Annotated in this window: 19 protein-coding genes and 1 pseudogene; 7 read left to right on the top strand and 13 right to left on the bottom strand. The window is 74.8% G+C overall.

The window, feature by feature from the left end:
• The first annotated feature begins 5 nt into the window (after window positions 1–5).
• Window positions 6–146: a hypothetical protein gene (locus ACI782_RS13810; protein WP_456910079.1), complete on the top strand. Its 141-nt coding sequence runs from the start codon at window positions 6–8 to the stop codon at window positions 144–146.
• Between the two features lie 57 nt (window positions 147–203).
• Here ACI782_RS13810 and ACI782_RS13815 read toward each other — a convergent pair whose 3' ends face one another.
• Window positions 204–695 (bottom strand): DUF4396 domain-containing protein, encoded by a 492-nt coding sequence (locus ACI782_RS13815; protein WP_456910080.1) that lies wholly within the window; start codon window positions 693–695, stop codon window positions 204–206.
• A 220-nt stretch (window positions 696–915) separates the two neighbouring features.
• On the opposite strand from ACI782_RS13815, the gene ACI782_RS13820 reads away from it, so the two are divergent.
• Window positions 916–2985 (top strand): diguanylate cyclase domain-containing protein, encoded by a 2070-nt coding sequence (locus ACI782_RS13820; RefSeq protein ID WP_456910082.1) that lies wholly within the window; start codon window positions 916–918, stop codon window positions 2983–2985.
• Here ACI782_RS13820 and ACI782_RS13825 read toward each other — a convergent pair.
• Window positions 2982–3827 (bottom strand): tyrosine-protein phosphatase, encoded by an 846-nt coding sequence (locus tag ACI782_RS13825; protein ID WP_456910084.1) that lies wholly within the window; start codon window positions 3825–3827, stop codon window positions 2982–2984. The genes ACI782_RS13820 and ACI782_RS13825 overlap by 4 nt on opposite strands.
• Complete coding sequence (locus ACI782_RS13830) at window positions 3824–4729, bottom strand: 3-methyladenine DNA glycosylase (protein WP_456910086.1); 906 nt, start codon at window positions 4727–4729, stop codon at window positions 3824–3826. The genes ACI782_RS13825 and ACI782_RS13830 overlap by 4 nt, the downstream gene beginning before the upstream one ends.
• Before the next feature lie 71 nt (window positions 4730–4800).
• Here ACI782_RS13830 and ACI782_RS13835 point away from each other — a divergent pair, with 71 nt between their 5' ends.
• Complete coding sequence (locus ACI782_RS13835; RefSeq protein WP_456910088.1) at window positions 4801–4965, top strand: hypothetical protein; 165 nt, start codon at window positions 4801–4803, stop codon at window positions 4963–4965.
• Window positions 4966–4993: 28 nt separating this feature from the next.
• On the opposite strand, the gene ACI782_RS13840 is transcribed toward ACI782_RS13835, so the two are convergent.
• Window positions 4994–6922, bottom strand: coding sequence for a helix-turn-helix domain-containing protein (locus ACI782_RS13840; RefSeq protein ID WP_456910090.1), 1929 nt, complete (start codon window positions 6920–6922; stop codon window positions 4994–4996).
• Window positions 6907–7662: a 3-hydroxybutyrate dehydrogenase gene (locus tag ACI782_RS13845; RefSeq protein ID WP_456910092.1), complete on the bottom strand. Its 756-nt coding sequence runs from the start codon at window positions 7660–7662 to the stop codon at window positions 6907–6909. Before ACI782_RS13845 ends, ACI782_RS13840 begins: the two co-directional genes overlap by 16 nt.
• A 259-nt stretch (window positions 7663–7921) precedes the next feature.
• Between ACI782_RS13845 and ACI782_RS13850 the strand changes: the two genes are divergently transcribed.
• Window positions 7922–9283: an MFS transporter gene (locus ACI782_RS13850; RefSeq protein WP_456910094.1), complete on the top strand. Its 1362-nt coding sequence runs from the start codon at window positions 7922–7924 to the stop codon at window positions 9281–9283.
• Window positions 9284–9444: 161 nt separating this feature from the next.
• Window positions 9445–9885 (top strand): annotated as a pseudogene (locus ACI782_RS13855) (response regulator); the annotation flags it as partial.
• An 88-nt stretch (window positions 9886–9973) separates the two neighbouring features.
• Here ACI782_RS13855 and ACI782_RS13860 read toward each other — a convergent pair.
• From ACI782_RS13860 to ACI782_RS13870, 3 genes are all read right to left on the bottom strand, one after another.
• Window positions 9974–10165 (bottom strand): hypothetical protein, encoded by a 192-nt coding sequence (locus ACI782_RS13860; protein WP_456910096.1) that lies wholly within the window; start codon window positions 10163–10165, stop codon window positions 9974–9976.
• A complete protein-coding gene (locus ACI782_RS13865; RefSeq protein ID WP_456910098.1) occupies window positions 10162–10416 on the bottom strand; it encodes a hypothetical protein in 255 nt (84 codons plus the stop codon). The genes ACI782_RS13860 and ACI782_RS13865 overlap by 4 nt, the downstream gene beginning before the upstream one ends.
• Window positions 10417–10567: 151 nt before the next feature.
• Entirely contained in the window at window positions 10568–12406 is a 1839-nt protein-coding gene (locus tag ACI782_RS13870; RefSeq protein ID WP_456910100.1) for an acyl-CoA dehydrogenase, read from the bottom strand.
• A gap of 182 nt (window positions 12407–12588) precedes the next feature.
• Between ACI782_RS13870 and ACI782_RS13875 the strand changes: the two genes are divergently transcribed.
• On the top strand, window positions 12589–13191 hold the full coding sequence (locus tag ACI782_RS13875; protein ID WP_456910102.1) for a DUF1326 domain-containing protein: 603 nt from the start codon (window positions 12589–12591) through the stop codon (window positions 13189–13191).
• Window positions 13192–13195: 4 nt separating this feature from the next.
• Entirely contained in the window at window positions 13196–14023 is an 828-nt protein-coding gene (locus ACI782_RS13880) for a DUF2182 domain-containing protein (RefSeq protein ID WP_456910104.1), read from the top strand.
• A 9-nt stretch (window positions 14024–14032) separates the two neighbouring features.
• Here ACI782_RS13880 and ACI782_RS13885 read toward each other — a convergent pair whose 3' ends face one another.
• The 5 genes from ACI782_RS13885 to ACI782_RS13905 form a co-directional block, all read right to left on the bottom strand.
• The gene (locus tag ACI782_RS13885) at window positions 14033–14410 is read right to left on the bottom strand and encodes a lipopolysaccharide assembly protein LapA domain-containing protein (protein ID WP_456910106.1); all 378 of its coding nucleotides are present in this window, start codon (window positions 14408–14410) and stop codon (window positions 14033–14035) included.
• Between the two features lie 37 nt (window positions 14411–14447).
• Window positions 14448–14612 carry a hypothetical protein gene (locus ACI782_RS13890; RefSeq protein WP_456910146.1) on the bottom strand — a complete coding sequence of 55 codons (165 nt, stop codon included), beginning with the start codon at window positions 14610–14612 and terminating at the stop codon, window positions 14448–14450.
• Between the two features lie 169 nt (window positions 14613–14781).
• Window positions 14782–15207: a hypothetical protein gene (locus ACI782_RS13895; protein ID WP_456910108.1), complete on the bottom strand. Its 426-nt coding sequence runs from the start codon at window positions 15205–15207 to the stop codon at window positions 14782–14784.
• Window positions 15208–15368: 161 nt separating this feature from the next.
• Window positions 15369–15995 carry a TetR/AcrR family transcriptional regulator gene (locus tag ACI782_RS13900; protein WP_456910110.1) on the bottom strand — a complete coding sequence of 209 codons (627 nt, stop codon included), beginning with the start codon at window positions 15993–15995 and terminating at the stop codon, window positions 15369–15371.
• Between the two features lie 173 nt (window positions 15996–16168).
• On the bottom strand, window positions 16169–16309 hold the full coding sequence (locus ACI782_RS13905) for a hypothetical protein (RefSeq protein ID WP_456910112.1): 141 nt from the start codon (window positions 16307–16309) through the stop codon (window positions 16169–16171).
• Window positions 16310–16315 lie beyond the last annotated feature (6 nt).

Raw genomic sequence — 16315 nt, forward strand, 5'->3', positions numbered from 1 at the left:
ACAGCGTGACCTCCAGCTGGCGGCGGCGTCGGCAGGCGGCGCGGACCCGTCGGGCGATCGACCGCGCCCTCGCGCGCGCCAGCAGCCCGGCGATGCGGGACGAGCTGCTGACGATGGCGAACGGCGGCGGCTACACCTTCCGCTGACGAGAGGACCCCGGCCTCCCTCCGCGGAGACCGGGGTCGTCTGCTGTCCGGGCCGGGTCAGCCGTGCAGGCCGTGGACGACGGCGTGGCCCCGGCCGCGGCTGATCATCCAGCGGTTCACCGGCAGGGTGACCACGAAGGCCACCGCGAGTGCGCCCGCCAGGCTCAGCCAGAAGACGGCGCTGGTGATGCCGGCCTCCATGGCGCCGGGCACCGACAGCATCACGGCGTTGTCGACGACCTCCATGATCGCGATCGACACCGTGTCGGCGGCCAGGGCCACCGTCAGCGCCCGGCGGAACGACAGGCCGGCGCGCAGGACCCCGCGCATGGTCAGCGCGTAGCCGAAGACGAAGGCCAGCGCGACGGCCAGGACGACGGTGGCCCAGTCACCCCACCCCAGCGCGGTGCCGATCACCATCCCGAGGACCTCGCCGATCGCGCAGCCGGTCAGGCAGTGCAGCGTCGCCGAGGCGGCCGTCGCCCAGGAGGCCGGACCGCTCCGGGATCCCGCGCGGTGTCCTGGGTGGTGGTGTGTCGCGGCGTCCATCGGTCCTCCCACGGTCCGTCCATCGATACCCCCTAGGGGTATATACCGTCGTACTCCTCCCGGTGCTCGAGCGCAAGGGGGCGGCCGCCGGGAGCACCGTGGCGTCCCCCCTTCGGGCGGGTTCGCTCAACCGGGTCCCCGGAGGCGCCGATCCACCAGGCGTGAGGAGATCGGGTCGGACGTGCCCCCCGCGACACCGCCGGGCGGGAGAGGACCGGCGATGACCGCCGGCGAGCCCGTGCCCGAGCCCCGCGAGACCTCCGGGGCCACCACCGGCCTCGTCCTCGGCTACGTGCGCCGCCGGGCGGGGGACGCCGCCGTCGCGGAGGTCCTGCGCCGCGCCGGGGTGGCCGCCACCGCCGAGCAGCTGAGCAGCCCCTCGCACTGGACGAGCTACGACACCCGCATCCGGTTGTTCACTGCCGCCACGGAGGTGCTCGGTGACCCGGCGACGATGTTCCGCGTCGGGCGCGAGGCGCTCGCCCACGGGCTGAACCCCGGGCTGGTCCTGCTCATCCGCGCGATGGGCTCGCCGGCCCAGGTGTACCGGCAACTGCCGCGCGCGGTCGCCAAGTTCTCCACCACCTCCACGATGGAGGTGCTGGAGGCGGGCGCCCGCCACGCGACCGTCCGGTCCAGCCTCTCCCCCGGGTACGTGCACTCCCGGCTGGACTGCGACTACGCGCGCGGCCTGATCGGCATGGTGCCGGCCGTCTTCGGGCTCCCCCCGGCCGAGCTCCTGCACACCCAGTGCGAGTCCGACGGGCACCCGGCCTGCGTCTACCACCTGACCTGGCAGCACCGCCGCCGCTGGCGCCGGTCCCGGGCAGCCGCGGCCGACGCCCGGCCGGATCTTGTGTCGCTGCGGGAGCAGCTGCGGGTCCTCCAGTCCGCGGCCACCGACCTGGTGGCCAGCGACGACGTGGAGACCGTGCTGCGGCGCACCGTCGCGCGGGCCGCCGAGGCGGTGCTCGCCCCGGCGTACGTGCTGGCCGTCGCCGACCCCGTCGGCGGTCCGCCGATGGTGCACGGGGCCGGCCTGCCCGCCGAGACGGTCGACGCGCTGGCCGCGACGCTGCTCGCCGACGGCGACCCCGGGCCGTCCGTCGTGGCGGTCGACGTCGCCTCTGCCCGTCGCGCGTACGGCCGGCTCGCGGCGGTCTACCGGCCGGGGGACGGCGCGCTGGGGCACGAGCGGGAGATGCTCGCCGCCTACGCCGGTCACGCGGCGGCCACGCTGGACCTGCTCATGGCCCTGGAGAGCGCCCGGCAGGAGGCGCGCCGGGCCGGTGCGCTCCTCGCGCTGGCGCACGAGCTGGCGCAGGCGGGGGACGCCGCGGCCGTCTGCTCGGTCGTGGCCGACGCCCTGCCGCGGGTCGTCGGCTCCGACAGCGGGACGATGCTGCTGTGGGAGCCGGCCGACGGCTCGCTGGTCACCGCCGCGGTCGCCGGGTCGACCGGGGCCGGGGGCAAGACGGCGCCGAGCACCTCCCTGCGGGCCGAGGACACCCCCGAGCTGGTCGGGATGCTGACCGACCGCGAGCCCCGCCTCCTCGACGTGGCGACCTGCAGCGAGGGTCTGGCGCGGCTGCTCAGGGAGCGGCACGTCACCCACGCGGTCGCCGTCCCGCTGCTCGCCGGCCGGACGTTCCTCGGCGTCGCGACGGCGAGCTGGGTGGCCGGCCGTGCCCCGGCGCGGCTGGACGGCGAGGTGCTGGCCCGCCTGCGGGGCCTGAGCGACCAGGCCTCGACGGCGCTGCAGAAGGCCCGGCTGCTGGAGACCGTCCGCCACCAGGCGACCCACGACGCGCTCACCGGGCTGCCCAACCGGGTGCTGTTCCTCGAGCGGCTCGGCGGCGCGCTGGCCGCGACCGGCCCGGAGCAGCACGTGGGCGTGCTGTTCTGCGACCTCGACCGGTTCACGTCGGTCAACGACTCGCTCGGGCACGCCGCCGGCGACGAGCTGCTCCGCCAGGTCGCGGCCCGGCTGCGCTCGGCGGTGCGCCCCGGCGACACGGTGGGCCGGCTCAGCGGCGACGAGTTCGCCGTCCTGCTCCCCGGCCTGGCCCGCGCCGAGGACGCCGATCGCGTCGTCGCCCGGGTGCTCGGCTGCTTCGACGAGACCTTCCGGCTCGAGGGCACCGCGGTCGCCGTCGGGACGAGCGTCGGGGTCGCCGTCCACAGCGGGGAGTGGGGCGTCGCCGACGACCTCCTGCGCGCCGCCGACTCGGCGATGTACCGGCACAAGCACGCCGGCCGGTCCGGCGCGGACGCTCCCGAGGAGGGTTAGCCCCGCAGGCGGGCGCGCAGGGCGGCCCGCTCCTCGGGCCCGAAGCCGTGCTCGGTCAGCCAGCCGACCGGTCCGCCGTGCCGCTCGTCGAGCAGGGCCAGCAGCCGGTGCATCGTCTCCGCCCGCGGCGTGTGGCTGGCCACGCCGCGGGTGGTCATGTCCTCGGCGTAGGTCGGGGAGGCGGCGAGCTTGGCCACCAGCGCGTCGATGACGTCGGCGGTCAGCGCGTAGTCGGTGACGATCTCCTCGTGCGGGACCCCCGCGACCGCGAGGGAGAACATCACCACCACCCCGGTCCGGTCCTTCCCGGCTGCGCAGTGCACCACGGCCGCGCCGTCCGTGCCGGCGGCCAGGGCGCGCAGCGCGCCGAGCACGTTGTCCGGCCGGTGGGCCAGGTAGCCCAGGTAGGAGCGGACCGCCGGCGGCTCCTCCTGGTCGCTCTCGGCCACCTGCCGGGGCAGGATCGACTCGGCCCAGCCGGCCGGGAGCTCGGGCAGGTCGTCCTCCTCGACGGCGAAGACGTCGGTGTGGTGACCGCGCTCGGGCAGCAGGCTGAAGTGCCGGTGGGTCACCGTGGGCACCGCGCGCAGCGGGCCGCGGCCCTCCAGCAGCACCTCCGCGGTCGTGCGCAGGTCGATCACCTCGCGCAGCCCGACCTCCTCGACCAGCCGCCGGACGTCGCCGTCGCTGAGCGTCTGCAGGTTGTCGCTGCGCAGGATCCGGCCGGGCAGTGTCGTCCCGCCGTCGGAGGTGGGCAGCCCCCCGAGGTCGCGGGTGTTCGTCGTCCCGTCGAGCCGCAGCCAGCGGTCGGTGCGCAGGTCGTCTGAGCGGGTGGAGGTCACCCTCCGACGGTACGACCCGCCGGGGACGGGACGGGGTCGGCCGGGGGAGTGCCGAGCAACGCCGCGGTGACGTGCAGCAACCGGCTGCGCAGCGCCGCGCCGCGCGTGGCGAACCCGCGCTGCAGGGCGGCGTACTCGGTCCGCCCGGCGGCGGTCTCGATGCGCACCGGCTCCCGCCCGAGGCCGCGCAGGTCGTAGGGCGAGGCGCGCATGTCCAGCTCGCGGACGTCCCGGGCCAGCTCGAAGCAGTCCAGCAGCAGCTCGCCGGGGACGGCGGGGCCCAGCTTGGCCGCCCACTTGTAGAGGTCCATGGTGGCGTGCAGGCACCCGGGTTGCTCCAGGTCGGGCTGGGTGGCGCGGGTCGGCTGCAGCCGGTTCAGGCCGACCGCCGCGGGCGTGAAGAACCGGAAGGCGTCGAAGTGGGTGCACCGGATCGGGTGCGCCTCGACGACCGCGTCCGTGCCGGCCCGGCCCAGCCGCAGCGGGAGCGGGTGCCGGTGCTCGTCGGCCCGGTAGACCATCGCCCACTCGTGCAGACCGGAGCAGCCGGTGAACGCCGGCCGGGCGGCGGTGGCGGACAGGAGTCGGTGCACGAAGGCGACGGTGTCCCCGCGGTCGGCGAGGTACGCGGGGGCGTCCAGGACCACGGCGTCCCGGCCTGCGCGGTACCACCGCCAGGCGGCGTGGGGCGCGGGCGGCGCCAGGGCCGTCCCGGCGCCGGGGTGCCAGCGCCGGAGCACCGACGGGCGGGTCGAGTAGTACTCGTAGAGGAAGTCCTCGACCGGGTGCCGTTCGCCGGTGGCCCGGCGGGCGCGGTGCCCGGCGGTCAGCGCGTCCGCCCGCTCCGCGTGCGCCGCCGACCGCGCCGTCCACACCTCGCGCGGGAGTCGGTCGGGCTGCACCCGTCCAGGGTAGGGGGCACCGGGGACCTCGGTCCCTGTCCGGGCGCCCACGCCGTGCCGAGCATCTGCCCATGGCGACCAGGCCGCTGCGGTGCCGGCTGGGGTTCCACGACTACGTCCGGCGGCCCGCGGGTGACGAGCGTCCCGGCGGCCCGGGGCGGCAGGTCTGCCGGGTGTGCGGTCGTGAGCGGGAGCTGACGCTCGACGGGATCCCGCCGGGCTTCGTCGGCGGCTGACCACGGCGGAGGTGGCTTCGGACGGCCGTCACCCGATCGCGGCCGCGCCGGTGAGCCGGTGCAGCCGCAGGGCGAGGTGCACCTCCAGCGCCCGCTCGGGCGCCGACCAGCCCGCGCCGAGCAGCCGGCCCACCCGGTCCAGCCGCTGGGTCACGGTGTTGACGTGCACGCCGAGGGCCTCCGCGGCCCGGGCGGGCGAGCCGCCTGCGGCGAACCACGCCGCGAGGGTGGCGCCCAGCTCCGTGCCCCGCCGCGCGTCGTAGTCCAGCACCGGGCCCAGCGTCGCCGTGACGAAGCCGCCGACGTCCCGGCCCTCGCCCACCAGCAGGCCGACGAAGCCCAGCTCCTCGGCGCTCGCCGCCTCACCGCCGCGGCCCAGCGCCGCCAGCGTCGACGCGCAGCGCTGCGCCTCCGCGTGCGCCGCGGCCACGGCCCCCGCGTCGCGCGCCGGTCCGCCGCCCCCGGCGGTCACCGGCCGCCCCACCGCGGTGGACACCTCCCGCCGCGCCAGCGCCGCGGCCTCCCCGGGCGCCAGCTCCGGCAGGCACAGGACCACCCGGCCGCCGTGCCCGCCGGCCAGACCGCCGCGGGTCGCCGCCAGGTGGTCGGCGGCGGCCAGCGCGCGCCGGCGGACCGCCTCCTCGACCTCGAGGACGACCACCGCGTGCGGGCGGTCGAGGTCCGCTCCCAGCCGGCGGGCCCGCTCGCGCAGCCCGTCCGGGTCGCGCACCGGCGTGGTCAGCAGCTCCTCCACCAGCTCACCGCGCACCCGCCCCTCGGCCTCGGCCGCGGTGCGCCGGATGAGCAGCAGCAACGCGGTCACCAGCGCGGCGCGCTCGAGGATCCGCTGGTCGGCGTCGGAGAGCTCGTCGTCCCGGTGCAGGACCAGGCCGCCGAGCAGCTCGCTGCCGACGGTGACCGCCGCCGTCCACCAGCCGTCCTCGCGCACCGTCCGGCCGGTGGCGCGGGCCAGGGTGAGAGCGGCCGCCGGGTCCGGCGGCAGCTCGACGTCGCCGCCGGACGGCGTGGGCCGGCCCTCCCCGTCGAGCACCGCGATCCGGCCGCCGAGGGCCTCGGTGACCGCAGCGGCGACGTCCTCCACGCCGCCGCCGTGCAGGACGACGTCGACGAACCGGTCGTGCGCCGCGGCCGCCCGCTCCACCGACTGGGTGTGGGCGCGCAGCTCCCGGGTGGCCGTGGACAGCTCGTCGAGGGCGGCGCGGGTCTCCTCCAGCAGGCGGGCGTTGTCCAGGGCGATCGCCGCGTGCGCGGCGAGGGAGCCCAGCAGCGCGACCTCGGAGCGGTCGAAGAGCCGCTCGCTGCGGTCGGCGGCGAACAGGACGCCGATCACCTGCGAGCCCCGGACCAGGGGGACGCCGAGGATGGCGACCAGTCCCTCCTCGTGCACGCCGCCGTTGATCTCGTCGGTGTGCTGGAACCGGCTGTCGGTGAAGTAGCTCGGGGTGGCGTACGGCGCGGCCGACTGCGCGACCAGGCCGCCGAGGCCCGCCCCCATCGGCAGCCGCAGGGCCTGGAAGCGGGCGGAGACGGAGCCGTCCGTCACCCGCATGTAGGTGTCGCCACGCACGTCGTCGTTGAGCGTCAGGTAGGAGACGTCGGTGCCCAGGAGCTGGCGGGCGCGGCGCACGATCGCGGTGAGCACCGAGTCGACGCCGCGCAGGGCGGCCAGGTCGCTGGCGGTGTCGAACAGTGCCGAGAGCTCCGACTCGCGGCGACGGCGGGCGGCGAAGGCCTCCCGCACCTGGAGGGCGAGCAACTTCACCCGCGCCAGCTCGGCGAGCTCGGTGGGGTGGGCCCCGGCGGCGCGGGCACGCACCAGCGGGCCCTCGTACTCGATGGCGGCGGCGTCCTCGAGCAGCAGGGAGAAGTACTCCGCGGCCCTCCCCGCCGCGGCCTCGCCCGCTGCCGGCGGGGCCAGGTTCAGTGGGCGCTCCACCCGCCGTCCATGACCAGCGAGCTGCCGGTGATTGAGGCCGCCGCGGGGGAGCAGAGGTAGGCCACCGCCTCGGCCACCTCCTCCGGCTCGATCAGCCGCTTGACCGCGGCCGGGGCCAGCATCACCTGCTCCACCACCTGGTCCTCCGACAGCCCGTGCGCCCGGGCCTGGTCGGCGATCTGGCCCTCGACCAGTGGCGTCCGCACGTACGCGGGGTTGACGCAGTTGGAGGTGACGCCGTGCAGCGCGCCCTCGAGCGCGATGACCTTCGACAGGCCCTCCAAGCCGTGCTTGGCCGTGACGTAGGCGCTCTTGAAGGCCGAGGCGCGCAGCCCGTGGATGGAGCTGATGTTGACCACCCGGCCCCAGCCGCGGTCGTACATGTGCGGCAACGCACCCCGGACCAGCCGGAACGGGGCCTCGAGCATCAGCCGGATGATCAGCGAGAAGCGCTCCACCGGGAACTCGTGCACGGGCGCCACGTGCTGCAGCCCGGCGTTGTTCACCAGGACGTCGACGTCGAGGTCGAGGGCGTCGAGGCCGTCGAGGTCGGTCAGGTCGACCGCCAGCGCCGTGCCGCCCACGTCCTCGGCGACCGCCTTCGCCGCCTCGCCGTCCCGGTCGAGCACCACCACGGAGGCCCCGGCCGCGGCCAGCCGCACCGCGCAGGCGCGCCCGATCCCCGAGGCCCCGCCGGTCACCAGCGCCCGCCGTCCCTCCAGCCCGCTCGCTGCGTCCATGGCCGCCACCGTAGGCCGGACGGCGGAGTCGCTGCACGTCGTGGGGCCACACACGCCGGGCCGGCGCGGTGTCGCGGTCGCACACGGTCCGCGCAGCCCCGAGGAGACCCGTCGGGCAGGTTGCCGGGCGCGGTGTGGTGTGCCCACACCTCCGCCGGGGAAGGGGTGCCCCGACGCCACATGGTGAGCCGCACCACACGCACCTAGCGTCGAACCTGTCTGGCAGCTGCCGCCCCTGCGGCACGACGAGGAGGGTCCCATGTCCGCACCAGCCCACTCCGACACGCGCTTCGGCCGCGTCGTCGGAGCGAGCATCGTCGGCACCACGGTGGAGTGGTACGACTTCTTCCTCTACGGCTCGGCCGCCGCGCTCGTCTTCGGTCCGCTGTTCTTCCCGGAGCAGGACGACTTCGTCGGCGTCCTCGCCGCCTTCGCCACCTACGCCGTCGGCTTCTTCGCCCGCCCGGTCGGCGCGCTGGTCTTCGGGCACTACGGCGACCGGCTCGGTCGCAAGAAGCTCCTGGTCATCTCGCTGCTGATGATGGGCGGCGCGACGTTCCTCATCGGCCTGCTGCCGACCTACGGCAGCGTCGGCGTCCTCGCACCGGTCCTGCTGATCGCGCTGCGGCTGATCCAGGGCTTCGCCCTCGGCGGCGAGTGGGGCGGCGCGGTGCTCATCGTCTCCGAGCACGGCAAGCCCCAGCACCGCGGCTTCTGGGCGTCCTGGCCGCAGGCCGGCGCCCCGGCGGGCAACCTGCTGGCCACCGGTGTCCTCGCGCTGCTGGCGGCCTTCCAGTCCGACGAGGCCTTCGAGGCCTGGGGCTGGCGGATCCCGTTCCTGCTCTCGGCCGTGCTGATCTTCGTCGGCCTGTGGGTGCGGCTCACGGTGTCGGAGTCCCCGGTGTTCCTCGAGGCCCAGCGGGCCGCCGAGGCCAAGGCCGCCAAGACCGGTGAGGTGGAGAAGGCGCCGATCGTCACGGTGCTCACCCGCTACAAGCGCGAGGTGCTCACCGCCATGGGGGCGCGGATCGCCGAGAACGTCTCGTTCTACCTGCTCACCGCGTTCAGCCTCACCTACCTGACCAACGTCGTGGGGCTGGACTCCTCGTTCGCGCTGAACGCGGTCCTCATCGCGTCGGCGGTGCACCTGGTGACGATCCCGATGTGGGGTGCGCTCTCCGACCGGATCGGCCGCCGGCCGGTCTACCTGCTCGGTGCCCTCGGCATCGGGGTGTGGGCGTTCGCCTTCTTCCGGCTCCTCGACACCGCCAGCTTCGGCCTGGCGGTCCTCGCGATCACCGTCGGCCTGCTGTTCCACGGGGCCATGTACGGCCCGCAGGCCGCGTTCTTCTCCGAGCTGTTCGGGACCAAGGCCCGCTACACCGGCGTCTCGGTCGGCGCCCAGCTGGCCTCGCTGGTGGCCGGCGCGCCGGCGCCGCTGATCGCCATCGCCCTGCTCGGCAGCTTCGACGACCCGAACGTGTCCGCCGTCGTCCTCTACGTCGTCGCCTGCGCCGTCATCACGCTGCTCGCCGTCGCCACCTACGGGGAGACCGCCAGGCGCGACCTGGCCCAGGACAAGGCGGTGGTCACCCGGGAGCGGTCGACCAGCCGCGTCTGAGACGGGACCCTGCCCCCGCCAGGGGGCCGGACCACGGGCCGCCCATGACACCTGTCACGGGCGGCCCGTGGCGTCCCCGCCCCAGGTCGTGAGATCCGGCACCTGTGCCGGGGACGGGGCGGCAGCAGCCTCTACAGGTGTGCCCGGGGGGAGCGCTCGCGATGGCGCGCCGGCACACGCCGGACGTCGCGGTCCTGGACCTGCAGGTGCCCGACCGCGACGGGGTCTCCGTGCCCGGCGAGCTGCTGGCCGCGGTCCCCGGCTGCGCCGTCGTCATCGTCGCCGGACACGGGCGCGCCGGGCACCTGGAGCGGGCGCTGGAGGGGGGGCGCGGCTTCCTGCCGAAGACGGTCAGCGCGCCGGTGCTCACCGACGTCGTCCGCACCATCCCCCGCGGCGGGCGCTGCGTGGACCCCGAGCCGGCCGCCGAGGCCATCAGCGCCGGGGACGGCCCGCTGACCCCGCGGGAGGCCGACGTCCTGGAGCTCGCGGCCGGGGACGCCCCGGTCGATGCGATCGCCGCCCCCGCGCACCTGTCACCCGGGACGGTGTGCAACCCCCTGTCCGCCGCGGCGACCCAGCTGGGCGCGCCGAACCGGCACGCGGCCGTGGAGGCCGCGCGCCGGCGCGGCTGGATCTGGAGCCCTGCTCGGCTTCCCCGGGCCCGCGGGGGACCCGGGAGGGTCTTCCTCAGTCTGGGGCGTTGCCGGGGCGGACGATCCCGTCGTCCTGCTGGGCCTCGTCGTCGGTGGTCAGCGTGGTGTCGAGCTCGCCGCGGTCGGCGCGGTCCTCGCCCGGGACCCCGTCGATCAGGTTCCCGCTGCTCGGGCCGTCGGAGACGTCCTCGCCCTCGTGGTAGCCGGTCGGGTCGGGTGCACTCATCGGGTCTCTCTGCCTCCGGATCGGGGGGTGGGTTGCTGGACCTCGCCGGACGGGCCGGAGGTCCGGGCGCGGGCGACGTCGCTGTCGGCGCGGGCGGGCAGGTCGTCGTCGGAGGCGGCGTCGCGCTCGATGGCCTCGTCCCGGGTCAGCGGGACGTCCTCGAACGAGGCCCCCGTGTCGCTGTTGTCGCCGGTGCCCGAGGCGGTGGGCACGCCCTGCTGGATCCGGTCACTGCCCTGCGGATCGGTCACGGGAGCCTCCTGGGGGCGTCGTCGTCCCCAGCCCCATGCCCGCTGCCCCGACCGTGAAACGGCCGACGGCCGCCGGTGGTGAGGGACTGGAACGGCCACCCTCCCGGGGCCCGCGGCGAGCCTGCGCGCGTGGGGAGGAGGGTGGTCCTTTCTAGAAGGCCGCCTCGTCGACCTCCATCAACGCGTTGTCGGTGTGCTCGACGACGGTCCGCTCGGCGGTCAGGCGCGGCAACACCTGGGTGCAGAAGAACCGGGTGGCGGCGAGCTTGCCCTCGTAGAAGTACCGGTCCCGCTCGCTGACCTCGCCGGCGAGCGCAGCCAGGGCGACCTCGGACTGGCGGACGAGCAGCCACGCGGTGACCAGGTCCCCGACGGCCAGGAGCAGCCGGGAGGTGTTCTGGCCGACCTTGTACAGCTCGGCCGGGTCCTGCTGGGCGGCGGTGAGGTGCCCGAACATCGCGGTCAGCATCGACTGGACGTCGCCCAGGGCGGTCGCGAGCAGCGCCCGCTCCTCCTTGAGCCGGCCGTTGCCGACCTCGGCCTCGATCGTGGCCTGCACCTGCGTGGCCAGCCAGGTCAGCGCGACCCCGCCGTCCTTGACGATCTTCCGGAAGAAGAGGTCCTGGCCCTGGATCGCGGTGGTGCCCTCGTAGAGGGTGTCGATCTTGGAGTCGCGGATGTACTGCTCGATCGGGTAGTCCTGCAGGTAGCCCGAGCCGCCGAGGGTCTGCAGCGACTCGCTCGTGAGCAGCTGCGTGGCCCGCTCCGAGCCGAAGCCCTTCACGATCGGCAGGAGCAGGTCGTTGACGCGGGCGGCCAGCCGCGCGGTCTCGGGATCGCCCTCGGCCTCGGCCTGGAGCGCCTGGTCGCGCAGGCTCGCCGTGTACAGGTACAGGGCCCGCATGCCCTCGACGTAGGACTTCTGCAGCATCAGCGAGCGCCGCACATCGGGGTGGTGGGTGATGGTCACCCGCGGGGCGTCCTTGCCGGGAGCGGTGAGGTCGGCGCCCTGGACGCGGCTCTTCGCGTAGTCGAGGGCCACCCGGTAGCCGGCGGACAGGGTGGCGATCGCCTTGGTGCCGACGAACATCCGCGCGTACTCGATGATGTGGAACATCTGCGCGATGCCGTCGTGCACGTCGCCGACGAGCCACCCCCGGGCCGGCACCGGGCCGTCGCCGAAGGTGACCTCGCAGGTCGTGGAGACCTTCAGGCCCATCTTCTTCTCGACGTTGGTGACGTACACGCCGTTGCGCTCGCCGAGCTCGCCGGTCGCGAGGTCGACGTGGAACTTGGGGACGACGAACAGCGACAGCCCCTTGGTGCCCGGTCCCGCGCCCTCGGGGCGGGCCAGCACCAGGTGGACGATGTTGTCGGCGAGGTCGTGCTCGGCCGAGGTGATGAAGCGCTTCACCCCGCTGATGTGCCAGGAGCCGTCGGGCTGCTGCACGGCCCTGGTGCGGCCCGCCCCGACGTCGGAGCCGGCGTCGGGCTCGGTGAGCACCATGGTGGCGCCCCAGCGCTTCTCGACCATCAGCTCGGCCAGCCGCTTCTGGTCGGGGGTACCCAGCTCGTACAGCGTGGCGCCGAACGTCGGCCCCGAGCCGTACATGAAGACGGCTGGGTTGGACCCCAGGATCATCTCGTAGGCGGCCCAGCGCAGCGCCACGGGAGCGCCGAAGCCGCCGAGCTCGTCCGGGAGGTCCAGGCGGAACCACTCGCCGTCCTGCACGGCGCGGAAGGACGCCGTGAAGCTCTCCGGCAGCGTGACCGAGTGCGTTGCCGGGTCGAACACCGGCGGGTTGCGGTCGGCGTCCGCGAAGGAGGCGGCCAGCGGGCCCTCGGCCAGCCGGCGGATCTCGGTGAGCACGCCTCGGGCGGTCTCGGCGTCCATCTGCTCGAACGGGCCGGTGCCGAAGCGGTCCCTGGTGTCCAGGAACTCGAAGAGGTTGAACTCGAGGTCCCGCAGGTCGGCGGTGTAGTGGCTCATGGCGGATGGCTCCCGTGCTCCGTGCCGGCGTCGTCGTACTCGCTGGTAACAAACGCTATTACCGGCCGGTAACCGGGGCAAGGAAGTCCTCCGCGCGGGGTGGCGGGAGGACGGCGACGGGAGGCGGTTGACCCGATTCTCCGGGCGGCGGGACACTGGCCGCCTCGTGGAGGGGGCCTGCCATGGCATGGAGCCTCAGGGGCAGTTACGCCGAGACCTGCTCGTGCGAGCTGATGTGCCCGTGCAACCTCACGTTCGACCACGGCGCCACCTACGACTTCTGCCGGGCGACGCTCGCGTTCGACATCCGCGACGGCGAGGTCGACGGCACCGACGTCCGGGGTCGTCGCGTCGTCACGATCATCGACACCCCGAAGGTGATGACCGACGGCAACTGGCGGATCGGCCTGTACGTCGACGACCAGGCCGACGACGAGCAGTTCGACAAGCTGGTCAAGGTCTTCGGGGGCCAACTCGGCGGTCCCATGTCGGCGCTCGCTCCGCTCGTCGGCGAGGTCGTCGGCGTGGAACGGGCGGCGATCGAGTTGCGCCACGACGGGCTGCTGCACAGTGTGCGCGTCGGGGACACCATCGACTTCGAGATCGAGGACATCGTGCCGTTCGGCAAGGAGGACGGCCGGCCCGTCCGGTTCGACGGCGCGTTCCACCCGGTCGCGTCGAACCTGACGATGGCCGAGGCGCGGCGCTCGCGGATCGACGCCTTCGGCATCCGGTACGAGGGCAGGACGGGCGTCTCCACCGCCGAGTTCTCCTGGTCCGCCTGACCCGATGAGCGTCCGGACGCCGGAACGCGTTCCGGGCGAAGGCCTCACGCCGGCCTTCGCCGCCGTCCGCGTCCGACTCGGACTGGTCGCTGCGCTGTTCGCGGTCGCCGGCGTCGGCTGGTGGTGGACGGCCCGGCAGATGCGGGGCATGGACGAGGGGCCCTGGACCGACCTGGGGACGCTGGGGTGGTTCGTCGGCGTCTGGGTCGTGATGATGGCCGCGATGATGTTCCCGTCGGTCGCACCGACGGTGGCGCTGTACTCGCGCATGACCCGGCAGCGGTCGCCGCTCTCGCCCCTGCTGTTCGTGGCGGGCTACCTGGTCACGTGGACCGCCGCCGGTCTGGTGGCGTTCGCCCTGGCGGGGGTCGTGGGACGGGTGGCGGGCGACGTCCTCGCGTGGGACCGCGCGGGGCGGTGGGTCGCGGGCACCACCCTCGTCGTCGCCGCGGTCTACGAGCTGACCCCGCTCAAGGACGTCTGCCTCGGGAAGTGCCGCAGTCCGCTCGGCTTCCTGCTGGGCTCCTGGCGGGAGGGCCGCTGGGGCGCGCTGCGCATGGGGGCCCAGCACGGCGCCTGGTGCGTCGGCTGCTGCTGGGCGCTGATGGCGTCGCTGTTCGCACTCGGGGTGATGAGCGTCGTCTGGATGGCGGTGGTCGCCGGCCTGATCGCGGTCGAGAAGACCCTGCCGTGGCGCCGGGTGGCGACCTACGGGACGACGGCCCTGCTCCTCGGCCTCGGCGTGCTCGTGCTGGCCGCTCCGGACGCGGTACCGGCTCTCACCGTGCCCGGCGGCGACATGGCCGGTGAGATGTCGCCGATGGGTTCCTGACGCCGGTCGTCAGCGGTTGCGGCGCCGGGCGCGCACCACCAGTCCGGCCAGCCAGACCAGGAGCCCGCCGAGGGCGGCGGCGACGAGCAGGGCGAGGACGAGTGGGGCGTCGACGTTCCCGAAGACCAGGCTGACGTCGACGGTCTGGGTGTTGAAGACGACGAAGAGCACCAGGACCACGGTCACGAAGACCAGCAGCGCCAGGGCGAGGGTGCGGCTGATCGCCCGGCCCGCCGATCGGCCCGGTGACGTCGTCCGGCCGGTGGGAGCCGGAGCCGGTGTGGGACCCGTCGGAGCCGGGCCGGTCGCCGGTCCGGAGGAGCTCCCCGGAGTCGACGGGCCGGTGGCGGCCGGGCTGCTCAGCGGGTCGGGTCCAGGCGAGGTCACGGTCAGAGTCTGCTCGTCAGGGACGGCGATCGCACGGTCATCGGTGCGCGTCGGGCTCGGTGTCCGCGGGCGGGTAGCTCGGGCCGGCGACGCCGTCGGCGGATCCCTCGTCGCCGCCCTGTGACTCCGGGTCGGCCGGCGGGGCCACCTCGCTGCCGAGGGGGCGGGCGTCGCGCTCGTCGTCGGGCTTCGGCATGGTCACGCCCCGAGTCTGCGACGGCGCTGCACCGGCCGCGACCGGGCTCCCGCCAGCCGGACGCCCGGTTGCCCGCAGGTCGACGGCGTCCCCGGACTGCTGCGCACCGCCGGCCCGCGACCCCGGGAGCTGCCCGTGACACCGATCCCCGCACCTTCTCCGCCGAGGCGCCTCGTCAGTCGTCGAGCGCGGGGCCGGCCTCGTGGTGCGGGTGACCCTGGGTGCGCTCCCGCTGCTTCATCCGGGCCTCGTAGACGTGTCGGTCGCCGCCGGCCAGCTCGGTGCGCGCCCGCTCGTCGAAGGCGCGGAAGACCGACCAGTAGGTGGCGTCGTAGTCCTCGACGATCTGGAAGGTCCACCGGTCGGCGATGACGTTGCGGCCGACGAGGTCGCGGTCGAGGTCGTCGGCCAGCTCGGTGTGCCCCGCCTTGCGGAACAGCTCGACGGCGTCCTGCAGGAGCAGGTCCCCCTTCCCCGAGTGCTGGTGGAAGCCGTAGAGCTGGCCGCGGGCCTGCTCGATGGTCTCCAGGGCCTCGGAGAGCTTGCCGAGGCCCTCCACGGTCGTGTCGTCGAGGTCGGGCCGGCTGCGGTCGGTGCTCACCGGTCCATCCTGCGGTGGGGACGCCGGTCGCGCCGCACGACCACCGGCGCGCACCCCCGCCCCCTCCCGTTGATCACGGGGTCGTCGCAGGCGACACGGCGGGACACGCCGGGCGGACCCGCACCGACCCCGTGATCACCGCGGGGTCGACCGCGATGTGCTCAGCGGCCGGCGACGGCGGCGTCGATGAGCCGCTCGGCGAGACGGCGGCCGTGGGCGGCCGGCCCGTCGGGTCCGAGCAGCCCGCCGGAGAGGTACATGCCGTCGATGATCAGGTGCACCTGGGCGGCGAGGTCGTCGCCGGCGCCGGGCACGAGCTGGTCGGCCAGGCGCTCCAGACGCGAGTGCAGCTCGAACTTGTAGTCGGCGGCGGCACTGCGGGCCGGGTGCTGCGGGTCGTCGTACTCGCTGCTGACGTTGGTGAAGGGGCACCCGCGGAAGCCGGTGCGGGTGACGTCCCGCTCGACGGCGTCCACGACGGAGAGCAGCGCGGCGCGGGGGTCGCCGTCGAGCCGGACGAGCTCGGCGTCGATGAAGGCGAGGACGGTGGCGGCCTTGCGGGCCAGGTAGGCGCCGACGAGGTCGTCCTTGCTCTTGAAGAGCCGGTAGACCGTCATCTTGCCCAGGCCCGTCTCGCGGACCAGCTCGTCCATCCCGACGCTGCGGGAGCTGCGGCCGGCGAACAGCCGCTCGGCGGTGTCCAGGACGATGGCCTGCCGCTCGGCCCGGCTCCGGCGGACGGGAGCCGCGGCGTCGTCGGCGGCGAGGGGGATGGCGGCTGCGGTCACGCCCGGGATGCTGCCCGAGCGCGTGACGGATCAGTTCGCGGCACGCCGCGGGCTGTGCACGGGTGGTTGCAGTGAGTGACGAGAGGCGTTCGGGCTGGCCGGGACCCGGGGGATCGATGGGACTGATGTGACGATGCCTGACCGTCGAGTGACCACCGATCCCCGGACGGGTCTCAGGCCCGGCGCACCCGACGGGGGTTGGCCAACAGTCGGGCCACGGGGACGGTCGAGGCCTGCTGGGCCTGCGACTCGTCCGCCTGGCGCTCGGTCGGGGTCTCGTCGGCTACTCGCATGTCGCGCTGCGTGTCCTCCATGCCACC

The organism is Geodermatophilus sp. SYSU D00703, from assembly GCF_054050155.1.

What these genes read in the sequence shown, in the direction of transcription:
- ACI782_RS13870 (WP_456910100.1), bottom strand. Translation starts at nt 12,406, where the DNA reads ATGAGCCACTACACCGCCGACCTGCGGGACCTCGAGTTCAACCTCTTC.
- ACI782_RS13815 (WP_456910080.1), bottom strand. Translation starts at nt 695, where the DNA reads ATGGACGCCGCGACACACCACCACCCAGGACACCGCGCGGGATCCCGG.
- ACI782_RS13820 (WP_456910082.1), top strand. Translation starts at nt 916, where the DNA reads ATGACCGCCGGCGAGCCCGTGCCCGAGCCCCGCGAGACCTCCGGGGCC.
- ACI782_RS13850 (WP_456910094.1), top strand. Translation starts at nt 7,922, where the DNA reads ATGTCCGCACCAGCCCACTCCGACACGCGCTTCGGCCGCGTCGTCGGA.
- ACI782_RS13845 (WP_456910092.1), bottom strand. Translation starts at nt 7,662, where the DNA reads ATGGACGCAGCGAGCGGGCTGGAGGGACGGCGGGCGCTGGTGACCGGC.
- ACI782_RS13835 (WP_456910088.1), top strand. Translation starts at nt 4,801, where the DNA reads ATGGCGACCAGGCCGCTGCGGTGCCGGCTGGGGTTCCACGACTACGTC.
- ACI782_RS13880 (WP_456910104.1), top strand. Translation starts at nt 13,196, where the DNA reads ATGAGCGTCCGGACGCCGGAACGCGTTCCGGGCGAAGGCCTCACGCCG.
- ACI782_RS13875 (WP_456910102.1), top strand. Translation starts at nt 12,589, where the DNA reads ATGGCATGGAGCCTCAGGGGCAGTTACGCCGAGACCTGCTCGTGCGAG.
- ACI782_RS13905 (WP_456910112.1), bottom strand. Translation starts at nt 16,309, where the DNA reads ATGGAGGACACGCAGCGCGACATGCGAGTAGCCGACGAGACCCCGACC.
- ACI782_RS13860 (WP_456910096.1), bottom strand. Translation starts at nt 10,165, where the DNA reads ATGAGTGCACCCGACCCGACCGGCTACCACGAGGGCGAGGACGTCTCC.